A 16,621-nucleotide genomic window follows, 5' to 3' on the forward strand; every position below is an offset into this window, starting at 1 on the left:
CTTATGCTATAAACCAAATCGGCAGGAGGTGAGCAGATGACACAGATGATGCTGAATCCCTCGTCGCGTATTGGCTTTGTGGCGCTGCGAGTGCACGATCTGAGCGTGATGCGGACGTGGTACGTGAAAATGTTGGGCCTGGAGATCTTGCAGGACGGCCGCCACCAGGTGCTGCTGGGGCTTCAGGCCAATCATCGGGTGCTGTTACTGCTGGAAGACGGCGGCACCATGGCGAGTAAGCCGACTGCGGGCCTCAGTGCCTTTGCGCTGTCTGTGCCGACGCTGCCGGTGGTGCTCAAGCAAGTGGCGTGGCTTAAGGCCCAGGGCGTGCCGGTCAGCGGGTGGTTTAAAACGGGCTTTAGCCGCGGCGTGCGGTTGACTGATCCGGAAGGGACCGGGGTCATTCTTGAGTACGATGAAGGGCCGCGCCTGGTGGTTGGGCACGGGTACAATTTTACAGACGCGGCGGGCAAGCCCATGCCCTCGCCCCGTTTGCCAAAGCCGCCTGCGCGCGCCCCAATTTTGCCGCCGCCGATGTTCATCGGGCGGCTGGTGGTGGAAACGCCGGTGCTGGATGAAACGGTCGATCATGTCCAACACACGCTGGGGTTTATCTTGCAACAGAAAACGGCCAGCTGGGCTTATCTGACGATTGGCGACAACACCATGCATTTTGGCATTGAGGTCATCAAAAGCGCGATTGGACCAAGGCCGGCCAAGGCTGTCGGGGCCCATTATGTCAGTGTGATCATTCCTAATCACAGCATGATGAATCTGCTTAAGCTCAACCTTCAAACACGCGGGTGGACGGATTTCAAGTACGATGCCGCCAATGATTACCTGATGATCGATGGCCCGAATCACCTGACGCTCTGGTTTTCAATCGCGTGACGACAGTCGACCAACACTGGTCGGCTTTTTGTTAGGCGCGGTATACTAGGGCGTATTGGAGGCGGACTGATGGACGTAATGAAGGCAGTATCGGCAATTATTGAAAAGCAAACCGCGCCAGGGGTAAGCGCCGCGTGGCTGCATGGCGGCGTTCAGACTTTGATGGTGGCAGGCGAGGCCACCTGGGTCCCGGCTCGCACCCAGCTGAGGTCGGGCGCACTCTATGACCTGGCGTCTTTGACCAAGGTGATTGGCACCACGACAGTCTTTTTGCAGGCGGTAGACGAAGGGCGAGTCGCCGTTGATGACCCAATCCGGCGGTATCTGCCCGAATTTCACCAGCCGACGACCTTCCGGCAGGCGCTCACGCACACCTCGGGGCTAGAAGGTTACATTCCGCACCGCGATGAACTCTCGCCCAAGGCCCTGCGCCAGGCGCTGATCTCGCAGCTGAGGGTGACGACCGAATGCGATCGAGAGGTCGTTTATCGCGATGTGAACTTGCTTTTAGTCGGCTGGGCGCTGGAAAATATTTACCAGGCGCCGATTCAGCCGCTGATTCAGCAGCGCGTGCTGACGCCCCTGGGGCTGACGGCTGCGACCTTCAGCCCCGCACCCAGCCGCTGCGTGCCGACGACTTATTCTCCTGAGGCCGGCTTGCGCCAAGGCCTCGTGCACGATCCCAAGGCCGCGATTCTCCGCGAGCACAGCGGCTCAGCGGGCCTGTTTGCCAGCCTGGATGACTTGATCCGGTTCACTGAATTTGCGTTTGGCCAGCGTCAAAGTGCCGCCTGGCCGCGCGCGTTTGCGACTATTTTGCAGGACGAAACCACCAATCATCTCGGCCGCAGTTTGGGCTGGGACCTGCGTGAGGACGCCTGCCATCGGCTTTGGCTGTATCACACCGGGTACACCGGCACGTTCTGGCTGATTCAGCCGCAGCTAAAAGAGGCGCTGATCGTGTTGGCCAACCGGGTGCACCCACAGCCCAACTTGGCGTTTTTGACCGTGCGCGACGAATTAGTCGCGAATTTCATGGCGGCGCATTCATGACGGCGGCCGCTGTGTTAAACTGGATTCGATAAATGCATTGATAGAAATGTAATGGGGAGGAAATTTCATTGACGGAACCAATTTTTCTAGAACCCGTATTTCACGAAAAGATCTGGGGCGGGCGCAAGCTTGAAACCGAGTTTGGCTACAAGATCCCGGATGGCAAGATCGGCGAGCTGTGGGCCATTTCGGCGCATCCGAACGGCCCTGACGTGATCGCTAACGGCCCGCTGAAGGGTAAGACCCTCGACGTCGCGTGGAAAGAAGACCAGGACTACTTTGGCCATCAAAAGGCCAAGGTCTTCCCGCTGCTGACGAAGATCCTGGACGCCAACGACAGCCTGTCGGTCCAAGTCCACCCGGATGATGCTTACGCTGCGGCACACGAGCGCCCAGGCGAGCTCGGCAAGACGGAATGCTGGTACGTCATTTCTGCCGAACCAGGCTCGTACCTGATTTACGGCCACCACGCCAAGACCCGCGAAGAGCTCGCTGACATGATCCACAAGGGCGAGTGGGATAAACTTTTGCGCAAGGTGCCGGTCAAAACTGGCGACTTTGTCTACGTTCCAAGTGGCACCATTCACGCGCTGAACAAGGGCATCATGGTGCTGGAGACGCAGCAGAGCTCAGACACCACCTACCGTCTGTACGATTACGACCGCGTGGGCAAGGATGGCAAGAAGCGCGAACTGCACCTGCAGCAGAGCATTGACACCACCACCGTGCCGAGCCAGGATCCGAAACTCAACATCACCAGCGAGCAAAAGGACGACGCGACGATCACCACGTTTGTCACCGCGCCGCTCTCCAAGTTCTTCTCCGTTTACAAGATCGACTTGGATGGCAAGCTGACCCAGACCCCAACGGCGCCTTACACCCTGGTTTCTGTGCTGGACGGTGAAGGGACGATCGAAGCGGATGGTCAGTCCTACCCGATCAAGAAGGGCACCCACTTCATCATTCCCAACCAGATCAAGTCTTGGACCTTTACCGGCAAGATGATGATGATCACTTCCACCCCGGGCGAAGAAGAATAATTGCCGCCTAAAAAGCCTCGCTGTCAGTGCGTTCCGAATTTCGGAAGCACGCTGGCAGCGGGGCTTTTGAGTGTTAACAGTTAGAAGCCCGCTTTGATCAAGCCGGCCTGGCTGAATTTTTCTCGCATCTGCAAGACCGCCGTGTAGGTGGCGAGCAGGTAGATTTGGTCTTCCTGGACGTTTTTCAGGTAGGCGATGACGTCATCCAGGTTGGGCTTGGTGGTCAAGACCGCCGGGTCAACGCCTGCCACCTGCATGCGAAAGGCGATGTCCTTGTAGCGCTCGCCGCCGACCATGTAAGAGGTGGCCAGACCGCTTTGAACCAGCTGCTCCAAGTTGCCATCCCAGATCCAGGAGGTGTCCGTGCCGTCTGCGTAATTGGCATTGAGCAGCATGGCGAAGGCAAACGGCTGATTTTGCCGCTGGATCATGCTCAGCACCTCGTTGAGTCCGACCGGATTTTTAACCAAGATCAAGGTGACGTTCTTTTGGCCAATCTTGATCTGTTCTTGACGGCCGAAGACTTTTTCGTCGTAGCTGAAGGCCTTGGCGACTTGCTCAGGGGTGATGCCGAACTCCGCGCCCACCGCATAGGCGGCCAGGGCGTTGTAAATGTTGTAGGTCCCGCCGACCGACAAGCGGTAGGGGTGGCCGTCGATTTCAAACTTTGAGGCCGTCGGGGTCTGCTCGGTGACCGCGGAGACTTGGTGATTCAGCACCGGCCGCTTGAAGCCGCAGTTCGGGCAGAAGAAGCTGCCCAGGTTCGAGTAGGTGATGCCGTGGTAGTGTAAAATGTGCTCACACACCGGGCACAGGACACCGTCGGTATTCGCTGGCGCCTTGATGTCCTTCTCAGCGTCTTCTGCGAGCGCAAAGCCGTAATAGCGCAGCGGATTTTCCAGCTCCCGCGAGGAAAAAATGGGCGCGTCGCCGTTAGCAATGACCATCGCCTTGGGGTTGGCCTTCACGCCGCGCAGAATCTTGGCGTAGGTGGTGTAAAACTCACCGTAGCGGTCCATCTGATCGCGGAAAATGTTGGTCATCACGAAGGCCTTTGGGTGCAGGTAGCGGGCGACCGGCGCCACGTTGGCCTCGTCAACCTCCAGGACGGCGATTTTGCGCTTGGCGTTAGGCATTTCCTTGTGGGCAAAGTAGGCGCCGATGATGCCTTGCAGCATGTTCGAGCCGGTGGGATTGGTCAAAATGTCGTCGTACTGCTGGGCCAGGACCTTAACGATCAGAGCGGTGGTCAAGGTTTTCCCGTTGGTGCCGGTGACGATGATGGTGTCGCGGTCCTGGCCCAAACTGGCGAGCACGTCCGGGTCGATTTTGGTTGCGAGCTTGCCCGGGTAGGCAGAGCCGCCGTGGCGGAACTTATGCAGGTACCAGTAGCTCAAACGCCCGGCCGCGATCGCGAATTGGCTTTTTAAAGATGGCATGTCGAAGGCCTCTCTCTTTTAGTTTTGCAGCTACTATCATAGCATAGCCGCCCCGCGATTCTGCCTGGGACCATGTTATTATGGTAAAGATTCCGTTATACTGGATAAGGTGAATTTTAAGCGGCAGGGTGTTTCCTGCCTAGGGAGGCCCTTATGGCACAATTGTTTTTCCGCTATGGTGCGATGAACTCAGGCAAAAGCATTGAGATCTTAAAGGTCGCGCATAACTATGAGGAGCAGCACAAGAACGTCATCATCTTGACCTCCGCGGTGGACGACCGCTCAGGCGTCGGCATCATCTCCAGCCGCATCGGCCTGGAGCGGCCGGCCAAGGCCATCGACGATGACACGAACATTTTCGACCTGGTGTCCAAGCTCGATCCGCATGCTTACTGCGTGCTGATCGACGAGGCGCAGTTTTTGAAGAAGCACCACGTCTTTGAGTGCGCACGGGTCGTCGACGAGCTGCACATTCCGGTGATGGCATTTGGGCTGAAGAATGATTTTCGCAACGAACTGTTCGAGGGGTCCAAGTACCTGCTGACTTACGCGGATAAAATCGAGGAAATGAAAACCATCTGCTGGTTCTGCGCCAAAAAGGCGACCATGAACCTGCGGGTGCATGCCGGCAAGCCGGTGTATGAAGGCGAGCAGATCATGATCGGCGGCAATGAGGCCTATTTTCCGGTCTGCCGGCACCACTACTACTTCCCGCCGGAAAAGCTGAAAGCCTAGACCAGGCGTCGTGGTCATTTTAATGGAGGAATTTTATGGATAAGATTTTTACCCAGTTAGACGGGCTGATTGGCCGCTATGAGGAACTGGAAGAACTGCTTTCCGACCCGGCGGTTATCAATGACACCAAGCGCTACCTTGAGCTTTCCAAAGAGGAAGGCGGGATGCGCGACGTGGTGGCCGCCTACAAGAAATACAAACAAGTGAAGCAGGACATTAGCGAAAGCGAGGAAGTGTTGCGGGAAAGCAAGGATGAGGACCTCACCGAGCTGGCTAAAGAGGATCTGAATGACCTTAACCCTCAGTTGGAAAAGCTGGAAGGTGAGATCAAAAAGCTGATGCTGCCCAAGGACCCCAATGATGACAAGAACATCATTATGGAAATTCGCGGCGCGGCTGGCGGCGACGAGGCCAGTCTGTTTGCTGGCGACCTCCTGTCCATGTACATGAAGTACGCCGAGCGTCAGGGCTGGACGACCGAGATCATCGACGAGAACCCCACAGAAGTTGGCGGCTACAAAGAAGTGTCTGTCCTGATTCAGGGGCAAAACGTGTACTCTAAGCTGAAGTATGAAAACGGGGCGCACCGCGTGCAGCGCGTGCCTGTGACCGAAAGCGCCGGCCGGGTGCACACCTCCACCGCCACGGTGGGCGTCATGCCCGAGTACGATGAGGTCGATCTGGAAATCGACCCCAAGGATATCCGCACCGACGTCTACCGCTCCAGTGGTGCCGGCGGCCAGCACATTAACAAAACCAGCTCCGCCGTCCGGATGACGCATTTGCCGACGGGAATTGTGGTGACCATGCAGGACCAGCGCAGTCAGCAGCAGAATCGCGTCAAGGCCATGCAGATCCTGCGCTCACGGGTTTATGACTACTACGAAAGCCAAAACGAAAGCGAGTACGCCGAAAAGCGCAAGACTGCCATCGGCTCCGGAGACCGCTCCGAGCGGATTCGGACCTACAATTACCCGCAAAACCGGGTGACGGATCATCGCATTGGCCTCACCCTTAACAAGCTGGACCGGATCATGAACGGCGAACTCGATGAGATCATCGACGCGCTGATCGTTCAAGATCAGACCAACAAGATGGAACAGATCGATGAGTAAAACATACGGGGAGGCGCTCAGGTGGGCGTCTTCTGTGCTTTCAGCCAAAGGCGTTGACCCGGATGGGGCGCGGTATGTGCTAGAAATGCGAGCTGATTTTACCCCTAGTCAGTTGCGGCTTCACGACCGGGATGAGCTGCCAGCCCCAGCCCTTGCCCAGTTTGAACAAGATGTCGCGCGGCTGGGGCGCAACGAGCCAGCGCAGTACATTGTTGGGGTGGCACCGTTTTACGGCGATCTGTTCAAGGTGACGCCGGCAGTGTTAATTCCGCGGTTTGAGACGGAAGAGTTGGTCGCGTGGGCGGCTGCGGACCAGAGGACGGCTCGCACTGGGCTGGATTTGGGCACCGGTTCCGGCGCTATCGGCCTCACGCTGGCCAAGCAGCTGCCGCACACCGCGATGACGCTTAGCGACGTTTCCGCCGCTGCGCTTGCGGTGGCCAATGAAAATGCGGCCAGGCTGGACCGGCCTGTGCAGTTTGCTCAAAGTGATTTATTTGCATCCTTGCCTAAGCGGTTTGATTTTGTGATCAGCAATCTGCCATACATTAGTCGGGCAGAGACGCCAGTGATGGATCAAAGCACGCTGAAGTACGAGCCGGCCTTGGCGTTATTCGCCGATGATGATGGGCTGGCACTGTTTCAGCGGTTTGCCGAGCAGATTGAGGCACACGTGACGCCAGGGGGTGCCGCTTACCTTGAGTTCGGCTATCGTCAGCAGCCTGCACTCGCGCGGCTGTTTGGCGAGCGGCTGCCGCATGTGCAGGTGACGTTTAAACACGACATGGCAGGGCAGCCGCGGATGGTGAAGTTTCAATTCTAATTGGGTTTAAAGGAGCACAACGATGGAAACCAAAGTATTTGAAAAAGATGAAGTGGCACAAGCCGCGGCGTTGATCAAGGCCGGTGAAGTGGTCGCGTTTCCCACTGAGACAGTGTACGGGCTGGGCGCTGATGCGACCGATCCCAAGGCGGCCGAAAAGGTCTTTCAGGCCAAGCACCGGCCGGCGGACAATCCCTTGATCGTGACAGTGGCCGGCCCGGAAATGGTCGCCCAGTTTGCGACCATCACGCCGGCAGCCCAAAAGTTGATGGATGAGTTTTGGCCAGGGCCGCTGACCATCATCTTAAATATTTTGCCGGGCAAGTTGTCGATGGTCGTCACCGGCGGTCTGCAAACGGCGGCGTTTCGGATGCCGGCCAACCCGCTGACGCGGCAGATGATCACGCTTGCCGGCCGGCCAATCGTTGGCCCGTCTGCGAACATCTCTGGCAAGCCTAGTGGGACCCGCCCTGAACATGTGCTGCACGATTTTGACGGCGCAATCGCCGGGATCCTAGACGATGGGCCGACCACCGTGGGCGTTGAGTCGACCGTGATTGACATGACCGTGACCCCGCCGGCAATCCTGCGTCCGGGGAAAATCACTCCGGAGCTGCTGGCGCCGGTAATCGGTGAGGTGCAGTCCGACCACCACAAGGTCGGCGCCCAAGAGACCCCAAAGGCGCCAGGGATGAAGTACAAGCATTACGCACCGAGCGCCCAGGTCGTGATTGTGGACCATCCTGCCGATTTTCCCGCAGCGCTCAAGTGGGCACAGCGTCAAGGACAGCCGTTTGGCGTTCTGGCCACCGACGACCTGCTGACGGATGTCCCTTCTGCCGTGCCGACGTACAGTTTGGGGCGGGATGTCACCTCGGCGACGCACAACCTGTTTGCCGGTTTGCGGTGGTTTGACCTGCACCCGACGGTCACGGTCATCCTGGCCGAGGCGTTTGGTCAGGAGGGCCTGGGTACGGCGTACATGAACCGCTTGAACAAGTCGGCGGGCAACGACCATTTTGATCCGGATCAGCCAGCCTGAGTCTTCAGCCGCTACGTGCGGCTTTTTTGTTCGGAAATTTTGAGTGAAGGGACCATGAAAATTTCAAAAAAATCGGATTAAGGGTTGAGTCCCGAATGTTTACGCCGCTTCTAGGGGTTGGTATACTGGTCTTGACCAATCGCCGCAGTCGCCATAAGGAGGAGCCGCCACATGGATTTCAAACAGTATGACCCAGCCGTTTTCGGCGCAATTGAAAACGAGGAACGCCGCCAGCAGCAAAACATTGAGTTGATCGCCTCGGAAAACATTGTCAGTCCCGCGGTCCGCGCCGCGCAGGGCAGCGTGTTGACCAACAAATATTCCGAAGGGTACCCCAAGCACCGCTACTATGGCGGCAATCAGTACATCGATGAGATCGAGCAGCTGGCCATCGATCGCGCCAAGCAGCTGTTCGGTGCCGAGTATGCCAACGTGCAGCCGCATTCCGGCTCCGGCGCGAACATGGCCGTGTACCGCGCCTTTCTCAAGGATGGCGATAAGGTGCTGGCCATGGATCTGACCGATGGCGGGCACCTGACGCACGGCAGCCCGGTCAGCTTCTCGGGCCAGACCTATCACTTTTATCACTATGGCCTCGATCCGGAAACTGGTCGGCTGAACTATGACAAGATTCTTGAGCAGGCTGAAGCCGTGCAGCCGCGCCTGATTGTGGCTGGTGCCAGTGCCTACAGCCGGGCAATCGATTTTGCCAAGTTCCGCGATATCGCCGATCACGTTGGGGCCTTTTTGATGGTCGATATGGCACACATCGCGGGCCTGGTGGCCGGTGGGGCGCACATGAATCCGGTGCCTTACGCGGATGTGGTGACCACGACCACGCACAAGACGCTGCGCGGGCCGCGCGGCGGGATGATTCTTGCCAAGGCAGCGTACGGCAAGGCCATCAACTCCGCGGTCTTCCCGGGGATCCAGGGCGGACCGCTCGACCATGTGATTGCCGCCAAGGCGGTCGCTTTAGGCGAAGCCCTGCAGCCCGACTTCAAGAATTACGCCGCCCAAATTGTTAAAAACATGCAGGCGATGTGCAGGGGATTTGCTGAAGATTCCCGCCTGAAAATGATCTCTGGCGGCTCCGACAACCATATGGTGCTGCTGGATGTCACCGGGTACGGGATGACCGGCCGCGAGGTTCAGGATCTGCTGGATACGGTCATGATCACCGCAAATAAGAATCAGGTGCCTGGCGAGCAAAACGGCCCCTTCAAGACGTCCGGCCTGCGGGTTGGTACCGCGGCGATCACCACGCGCGGGTTTAACGAGGAGGATTGCCTTGAAGTGGCGCACCTCATCTCTAAGGCCCTTGCCAATCGGGATGATCAGGAAAAACTTGACCAGATTCGGCAATCTACCCTTGCGCTGACCGGTCGTCATCCTTTATCATAGGAAAGGTTACGGCGAAAGCCGGAAAGCAAGCGGAACCCGCTGTAATCACGACTCCCCGAGTCGTGATTTTTTTAGGCAAAGGCCGCATGCGCCACATCAAAAGGAGGGCCTTTCTGCATGGGCAAATTTACTGTTTTGAATCACCCGTTGATTCAACACAAGCTGACCTTGATCCGCGATAAGAACGCGGGGACCAAGGAGTTCCGAGAGATCGCAAACGAAATCGCTGAATTGATGGTTTACGAGATCACGCGTGACTTACCGCTGAAGGACGTTGAAATTGAAACCCCGATGGGCAAGACCACCCAAAAGGAACTGGCCGGCAAGAAGCTGGTCGTTGTGCCGATCCTGCGCGCTGGACTGGGCATGGTCGACGGCGTTTTGCGTCTGATCCCTGCCGCCAAAGTTGGGCACGTTGGGATGTACCGCGATGAGAAGACCCTGAAGCCGCACGAGTACTTCGTCAAGATGCCAGATGGCATTGACCAGCGTGACATGATCATTGTCGATCCGATGCTGGCCACTGGCGGTTCCGCCAACATGGCGATTGAAGCCTTGAAGAAGCGTGGCGCGCAAAGCATTCGCTTGGTTGTCCTGGTGGCGGCGCCTGAAGGGGTCAAAGCCGTTCAGGAAGCCAACCCAGACGTTGACATCTACGCGGCGGCGCTGGATGATCATCTGAACGAAGACGGCTACATCGTACCGGGGCTCGGTGATGCCGGTGACCGGTTGTTCGGAACAAAATAAGTTTTTCTAAAGGCGGCCAGCATTGCGGGTCGCCTTTTTGATGGGGCGGTTGGAAGAAACCGGCGGCCAGCCTGAAAAGTTTACCAAGTGGCACGAGCGGGCTTGAGCGACAGATTGGAAAATCTGGCAGACTTGAGACATGGCGGCGCTTTCCGTTTGAAAAAAATTATGAAAAACGGGTGTGAAAAGTTGTGAAAAGTGTCGTGTGTGTTTTGTTTTTTGGGGGTAAAGGTGATAGAGTAATCTGTGTGTTTTGAAGGATGAGTATCCGGCAATTCCACATATTAGGCCCGCCTAATCCGCATGCAGTTATACATACGTCTTTTTGCGAGTTGTAAGGAGGTGAATTCTGTGAACGAAAGCTATCCCATAGTGAGTTTCATGGGGCTGCGCTTTAACTTGGCGAATGACCTGGCAATTTTGGTTTCCTGTGTGATCATTTTCTTCCTGGTATTCTGGCTGGCCCGCAAGCCGACAATTCGGCCCAACGGTAGGCAGAACGCCCTGGAGTACCTGATCGATTTCACCAACGGTATCGTCAAGTCGGCGATGCCTGGTAAGGAAGGCAAGCGCTTCGGGTTATTCGCCTTCACCATGTTCTTGTTCGTGTTTGTGAACAACCAGCTCGGCCTGTTCTTTCAGGTCGATGTGGGCGGCAAGACATGGTTCCGGTCGGCGACTGCCGATCCCATCATCACCATGAGTTTGGCGATGGTCGTCTTGGTGCTTTCCCACTTCTTCGGGGTCGTGTTCAACGGCTTCAAGGGGTACATGAAAGAGTATGTTTCGCCGGTGTCATTCTTGCTGCCGATCAACCTGATCGAGAACATCACGAACTTTGTCACCTTGGCACTGCGACTTTATGGGAACATTTATGCCGGTGAAGTGTTACTTCTGTTGATTAGAGAGCTGGCCTTTTCTGGCCACGGCTTACTCGGCGGAGTGTCCTTTATTGGGGGCTTTGCAGTTGAAGTCATTTGGCAAGGGTTCTCAGTCTTCATTGGTACGATTCAAGCGTATATTTTTGTCACCTTGTCCACAGTTTACATTTCGGAAAAGGTTATATCTGATTAATAGGAGGAAATATCATGCAATACATCGCTGCATCTATCGCCGCGGGGCTCGCCGCACTGGCTGCTTCATACGGTAACGGTCAAGTTATCTCCAAGGCTCTGGAAGGGATGGCACGTCAGCCAGAAGCTTCTGGTACCCTTCGTTCCACCATGTTTATCGGTGTCGGCTTAATTGAAGCCGTTCCGATCATGTCGATCGTTGTTGCTTTCATGCTTGTCCTGAAGTAATCAGCACCAATTATAAAGAAGGGAGTGGCTTGAATGGCTACTTTTGGTGATACGCTCTTTCTTCTCGCCGCCTTCGCTGTTTTATTGGTGCTCGTTGGGATTTTTGCCTGGAACCCGGTCACGAAGATCATGGCCGAGCGTCAAGACAAGATCGACTCCGACCTGGATTACGCCGATAACAAACGCCAAGAGGCGCAGAAAATGGCGGACCAGCGCGAAGCCGAGCTGAAGAGCTCAAAGGAAGACGCTGTCAACATCGTCAATACCGCTAAGGAAAATGGCGAAAAACAGCGTGCCACACTCGTTGAACAGGCCCAAAGCGAAGTCGCAACCTTAAAGGCCAACGCGAACAAGGACATCGAGCAGCAACGTGCCGATGCCCTGGCCGCTGCCAAAAACGACGTCGCCGACCTGTCCTTGGCAATCGCTGAAAAGCTGATTGCCAAAGAGCTCGATCCCAGCACACAGCAGAACTTGATCGACCAGTACATCAACGAATTAGGTGACGCCAATGGCAGTCACTGATCGTGATGCGGCGCCGCGCTACGGCAAAGCCCTGTTCGAAGCCGCTCAGGACCAACAGGCTCTGAGTGCCGTTTCCGCGCAGCTGGCACAAGTCAACGCTGTGATCGAAGCAACGCCTGAGTTAATGCCGGCTTTGGCCAGCAATAACCTCACGCAAACGGATAAGACCACGTTGATGGGGCTGCTCACGCAAGACGCGGGCGACCTCGTCAAGCACTTGGTCCAAATCCTGATGGCAAACGGCCGTATTTTAGGTCTGCCGGCAGTGATTCAGGACTTCTCGGACCGTTTCGATGAGGCGACCGGGCATGTGGACGCGACAGTGACCACTGCCGTGCCGCTGACTGAGGCGCAAGCTCAGGCAATGAATCAAGCACTTGCAAAGCAACTGAAAGCCAAAACCGTGGGCATCACGACTGTCGTGGATCCCTCGGTGATCGGCGGCGTCAAGGTCCAGTCGAGCGATTTAGTGATCGACGGGACCGTGAAAACCCGGCTTTCGAAATTGCGGCAGCAACTGCTCACCAATTAGCGAATAGAGGTGAACCGGATGAGCACCAAGACAGAGGAAATTAGTTCTCTGATCAAGCAGCAACTTGAAAATTATAAAGATGATCTGAACGTGGATGAAGTTGGGACCGTTACCTACGTGGGTGATGGGATCGCACGTGCCACGGGGTTGAAGAACGCCATGGCCAGTGAATTGCTTCAGTTCAGCAACGGCTCATACGGGATGGCGCAAAACCTTGAAAATAATGATGTTGGTATCATTATTTTGGGGGATTTTGATGGTATTCGTGAAGGCGACACGGTCAAGCGGACCGGTCGCATCATGGAAGTCCCAGTCGGTGAGAACATGATCGGCCGCGTGGTCAATGCCTTAGGGCAGCCCGTCGACGGCAACGGTCCGATTCAAACCGAACACACCCGTCCCATTGAAGTGAAGGCTCCTGGCGTCATGCAGCGTCAGTCGGTTACGCAGCCCCTGCAGACTGGGCTCAAGGCGGTTGACGCCTTGGTCCCGATCGGCCGCGGCCAGCGTGAATTGATCATTGGCGATCGCAAGACTGGGAAAACCTCAATTGCGATCGACACGATCATCAATCAGAAGGATCAGGACATGATCTGTGTCTACGTCGCCATCGGCCAAAAAGAGTCGACGGTGCGTGCGCAGGTCGAGACCTTGAAGCAGTACGGGGCGATGGATTACACCATCGTTCTGACCGCGGGCCCGTCTGAGCCTGCCCCAATGCTTTACATTGCACCGTATGCCGGCGCGGCCATGGGCGAGGAGTTCATGTACAACGGCAAGCACGTGCTCATTGTGTACGATGACCTGTCAAAACAGGCCAACGCCTACCGTGAACTGTCCTTGCTGCTGCGGCGTGCACCAGGTCGTGAAGCCTACCCTGGGGATATTTTCTACACCCACTCACGCCTGCTTGAACGCGCGGCCAAGCTTTCCGATAAGTTGGGCGGCGGGTCGATGACGGCTTTGCCGATCATTGAAACGCAGGCCGGCGACATTTCGGCTTACATCCCGACCAACGTGATTTCGATCACCGATGGTCAGATCTTCCTGCAAAGCGATCTGTTCTACTCAGGTACTCGCCCGGCGGTTGACGCTGGGGCGTCGGTGTCCCGAGTCGGCGGCGATGCGCAGATCAAGGCGATGAAGAAGGTTGCCGGGACCTTGCGTTTGGACCTTGCGTCCTTCCGTGAGCTGGAAGCCTTCACCCAGTTCGGTTCTGACTTGGATGCGGCCACGCAGGCCAAGTTGAATCGCGGCCGGCGGACCGTTGAAGTCCTGAAGCAGCCGGTGCACAAGCCGCTGCCAGTCCAGTATCAGGTGCTGATCTTGTACGCCCTGACGCATGGTTACCTTGATGCCATTGCGATCGACGATATCTCGCAGTTCCAGCAGGAGCTGTTTGATTATGCCGATTCCAACGGCGCGGATCTGCTGAAGACCATCAAAGACACTGGCAATCTGCCAGATACTGACAAACTTGATGCACTCATCAAAGGCTTTGCTGATGGGTTCACCAGCAGCACCAAGAAATAAGGAGGTGCGGCATGGCTGAATCATTGATGGACATCAAGCGTCAGATCACCTCGACGAAAAAGACGGGTCAGATCACGCACGCCATGCAAATGGTGTCCGGCGCCAAGCTGACTCAGATCGAGCGGCGGGCGGGGGCGTATCAGATTTACGCTGATCGCGTCCGGCAGATCGTCACTCACCTGGCGGCTGCCCAACTCTTGGAGCTGGAACGGCAGCAGATGGCGGAGATCACCTCCGGCACTGTCGATAAGAAACAGCTTCAGGTCGCCTCACTGCTGCAGCAGCGGCCGGTCAAGAAAACCGGCTACCTGGTCATCACCAGTGACCGGGGTCTGGTCGGCGGCTATAACAGCAACGTCCTCAAGGCCATGATGCAGATGATCCAGCAGGACCACCAGGACGATTCGGATTACGTCATCATGGCGGTGGGCGGCGTTGGGGCCGACTTCTTCAAGAAGCGCGGCATCAACCTGGCCTACGAGTACCGGGGCGTGTCCGATATTCCCACCTTTAACGAGGTGCGGGAAATCGTCAAGACTGCCGTGACCATGTTCGACAACAAAGTGTTTGATGAGCTGTACGTGTGCTACAACCACCACGTCAACTCACTGACCTCTGCATTCCGGGCCGAAAAAATGCTGCCGATCTCTGATCTTGACGCAAGTGAAGTCGAAGATCACCCGATCGAGTACCTGACCGAGCCGGATCCAGACGCCGTGCTCGAGGCGATCCTGCCTCAGTACGCGGAAAGTCTGATCTTCGGCGCGATTATGGACGCGAAGACCGCGGAACACGCCGCTTCCACAACGGCAATGAAGAGTGCGACCGATAATGCCAATGATTTGATCGATAAGATGTCGACGACCTATAACCGGGCTCGGCAGGCCGCGATCACGACGGAAATTACCGAAATTGTTGGCGGGGCCAACGCACTTGAGTAGTAATCAACAGGGAGGACGATTTCATTGAGTAATTCTACTGGTAAAATCGTGCAAGTGATCGGCCCTGTTGTCGATGTCGAGTTTCCACTCGACAAGGATCTGCCTGAAATTAACAACGCGCTGACCGTCGATAAAGGGGATGGCAACCGAGCACTGGTGCTCGAAGTGACCCTGGAACTCGGCGACGGCGTGCTGCGCACCATCGCGATGGACTCCACTGACGGGCTCACGCGGGGCATGGAAGCCAAAGATACCGGCGGTTCCATCTCCGTTCCCGTTGGGAAAGATACATTGGGACGTGTGTTCAACGTTTTAGGTGATCCGATCGACGACGGTCCAGCTTTTGGACCCGATCACCGGCGCGACAGCATCCACAAAGATGCGCCTAAGTTCGAAGACCTGAGCACCAGCTCAGAGATCCTCGAAACCGGGATCAAAGTTATCGACCTGCTTGAACCCTACCTGCGTGGGGGGAAAGTCGGGTTGTTCGGGGGTGCCGGGGTCGGCAAAACCGTTTTGATCCAGGAACTGATTCACAACATCGCCGAAGAACACGGCGGCATTTCAGTCTTCACCGGGGTCGGCGAACGGACCCGTGAAGGGAACGACCTGTACTTCGAAATGAAGGAATCAGGTGTTCTGAAGAATACCGCCATGGTGTTTGGTCAGATGAACGAGCCGCCTGGTGCCCGGATGCGCGTGGCGCTGACTGGGTTGACCATTGCGGAGTACTTCCGCGACGTTGAAGGCCAAGATGTGTTGCTGTTTATCGACAACATCTTCCGCTTCACGCAGGCCGGCTCTGAAGTGTCCGCGCTGCTTGGCCGGATTCCTTCAGCCGTTGGCTATCAGCCAACGCTGGCGACTGAAATGGGCCAGCTTCAAGAGCGGATCACGTCCACCAAGAAGGGCTCAGTCACCTCGATCCAGGCCGTTTACGTGCCTGCCGATGACTACACCGACCCGGCGCCGGCGACGACCTTTGCTCACTTGGATGCCACCACCAACCTGGAACGCAGCCTGACTGAGCAGGGCATTTACCCCGCTGTTGACCCGCTGGAATCTTCTTCCAGCGCGTTGACCCCGGAGATTGTCGGCGAAGAGCACTATGAAGTGGCGACCCACGTGCAGCAGATCCTGCAACGTTACCGCGAACTCCAGGATATCATCTCAATTCTTGGGATGGATGAACTGTCCGACGACGAAAAGGTGACAGTTGCACGGGCTCGCCGCATTCAATTCTTCTTGTCCCAGAACTTCAGCGTGGCGGAACGGTTTACCGGGATGCCAGGAGCCTATGTCCCAGTTGAAGAGACGGTCAAGGGCTTCAAGATGATTTTGGACGGCAAGATGGATCAGTATCCAGAAGATGCGTTCCGTTCCGTCGGCAAAATCGAAGAAGTCGTTGAGAAGGCGAAGAAGATGGGGTTTGCACCGGCAGATGACGCTTCTTCTGAAGACGCTGCACCGGCCCAAGCCGCTGCAAACTAACAGAAGGGA

Annotated in this window: 17 protein-coding genes; 16 read left to right on the forward strand and 1 reads right to left on the reverse strand. The window is 56.4% G+C overall.

What is annotated here, in order from left to right; genetic code table 11:
- Positions 1–36 precede the first annotated feature (36 nt).
- The 3 genes from EKM86_RS07690 to manA all read left to right on the forward strand — a co-directional run bounded on the left by EKM86_RS07690 (position 37) and on the right by manA (position 2,984).
- Positions 37–891, forward strand: a complete 855-nt coding sequence (locus tag EKM86_RS07690) for a VOC family protein (protein WP_125756711.1) — start codon at positions 37–39, stop codon at positions 889–891.
- 69 nt (positions 892–960) lie between these two features.
- Complete coding sequence (locus EKM86_RS07695) at positions 961–1,944, forward strand: serine hydrolase domain-containing protein (RefSeq protein WP_125756713.1); 984 nt, start codon at positions 961–963, stop codon at positions 1,942–1,944.
- 68 nt (positions 1,945–2,012) lie between these two features.
- A complete protein-coding gene (manA, locus tag EKM86_RS07700) occupies positions 2,013–2,984 on the forward strand; it encodes a mannose-6-phosphate isomerase, class I (RefSeq protein ID WP_125756715.1) in 972 nt (323 codons plus the stop codon).
- 80 nt (positions 2,985–3,064) lie between these two features.
- On the opposite strand, the gene EKM86_RS07705 is transcribed toward manA, so the two are convergent.
- Positions 3,065–4,423, reverse strand: coding sequence for a Mur ligase family protein (locus EKM86_RS07705; protein WP_125756717.1), 1,359 nt, complete (start codon positions 4,421–4,423; stop codon positions 3,065–3,067).
- Positions 4,424–4,576: 153 nt separating this feature from the next.
- On the opposite strand from EKM86_RS07705, the gene EKM86_RS07710 reads away from it, so the two are divergent.
- The 13 genes from EKM86_RS07710 to atpD all read left to right on the forward strand — a co-directional run bounded on the left by EKM86_RS07710 (position 4,577) and on the right by atpD (position 16,612).
- Complete coding sequence (locus tag EKM86_RS07710) at positions 4,577–5,158, forward strand: thymidine kinase (RefSeq protein ID WP_125756719.1); 582 nt, start codon at positions 4,577–4,579, stop codon at positions 5,156–5,158.
- A gap of 35 nt (positions 5,159–5,193) precedes the next feature.
- Entirely contained in the window at positions 5,194–6,273 is a 1,080-nt protein-coding gene (gene prfA, locus EKM86_RS07715; RefSeq protein WP_125756721.1) for a peptide chain release factor 1, read from the forward strand.
- Positions 6,266–7,096, forward strand: coding sequence for a peptide chain release factor N(5)-glutamine methyltransferase (gene prmC, locus EKM86_RS07720; RefSeq protein WP_125756723.1), 831 nt, complete (start codon positions 6,266–6,268; stop codon positions 7,094–7,096). The genes prfA and prmC overlap by 8 nt, the downstream gene beginning before the upstream one ends.
- A 22-nt stretch (positions 7,097–7,118) precedes the next feature.
- Positions 7,119–8,138: an L-threonylcarbamoyladenylate synthase gene (locus EKM86_RS07725; protein ID WP_125756725.1), complete on the forward strand. Its 1,020-nt coding sequence runs from the start codon at positions 7,119–7,121 to the stop codon at positions 8,136–8,138.
- 171 nt (positions 8,139–8,309) lie between these two features.
- Positions 8,310–9,542, forward strand: coding sequence for a serine hydroxymethyltransferase (glyA, locus tag EKM86_RS07730; protein ID WP_125756727.1), 1,233 nt, complete (start codon positions 8,310–8,312; stop codon positions 9,540–9,542).
- A 117-nt stretch (positions 9,543–9,659) separates the two neighbouring features.
- The gene (upp, locus tag EKM86_RS07735; protein ID WP_125756729.1) at positions 9,660–10,289 is read left to right on the forward strand and encodes a uracil phosphoribosyltransferase; all 630 of its coding nucleotides are present in this window, start codon (positions 9,660–9,662) and stop codon (positions 10,287–10,289) included.
- 351 nt (positions 10,290–10,640) lie between these two features.
- Entirely contained in the window at positions 10,641–11,363 is a 723-nt protein-coding gene (gene atpB / locus EKM86_RS07740; RefSeq protein ID WP_125756731.1) for a F0F1 ATP synthase subunit A, read from the forward strand.
- Positions 11,364–11,377: 14 nt separating this feature from the next.
- Positions 11,378–11,590 (forward strand): F0F1 ATP synthase subunit C, encoded by a 213-nt coding sequence (gene atpE, locus EKM86_RS07745; RefSeq protein WP_125585618.1) that lies wholly within the window; start codon positions 11,378–11,380, stop codon positions 11,588–11,590.
- Between the two features lie 33 nt (positions 11,591–11,623).
- On the forward strand, positions 11,624–12,115 hold the full coding sequence (gene atpF / locus EKM86_RS07750) for a F0F1 ATP synthase subunit B (RefSeq protein WP_125756733.1): 492 nt from the start codon (positions 11,624–11,626) through the stop codon (positions 12,113–12,115).
- Entirely contained in the window at positions 12,102–12,647 is a 546-nt protein-coding gene (atpH, locus tag EKM86_RS07755) for an ATP synthase F1 subunit delta (protein ID WP_125756735.1), read from the forward strand. The genes atpF and atpH overlap by 14 nt, the downstream gene beginning before the upstream one ends.
- Positions 12,648–12,665: 18 nt before the next feature.
- Positions 12,666–14,180, forward strand: coding sequence for a F0F1 ATP synthase subunit alpha (atpA, locus tag EKM86_RS07760; RefSeq protein WP_125756737.1), 1,515 nt, complete (start codon positions 12,666–12,668; stop codon positions 14,178–14,180).
- Positions 14,181–14,191: 11 nt separating this feature from the next.
- Entirely contained in the window at positions 14,192–15,121 is a 930-nt protein-coding gene (locus tag EKM86_RS07765; protein WP_125756739.1) for a F0F1 ATP synthase subunit gamma, read from the forward strand.
- Positions 15,122–15,145: 24 nt separating this feature from the next.
- On the forward strand, positions 15,146–16,612 hold the full coding sequence (gene atpD, locus EKM86_RS07770) for a F0F1 ATP synthase subunit beta (protein ID WP_125756741.1): 1,467 nt from the start codon (positions 15,146–15,148) through the stop codon (positions 16,610–16,612).
- Positions 16,613–16,621: the final 9 nt, after the last annotated feature.

The sequence above is a fragment of the Lacticaseibacillus hegangensis genome (genome assembly GCF_003946465.1).
Taxonomy (GTDB): Bacteria; Bacillota; Bacilli; order Lactobacillales; family Lactobacillaceae; genus Lacticaseibacillus; species Lacticaseibacillus hegangensis.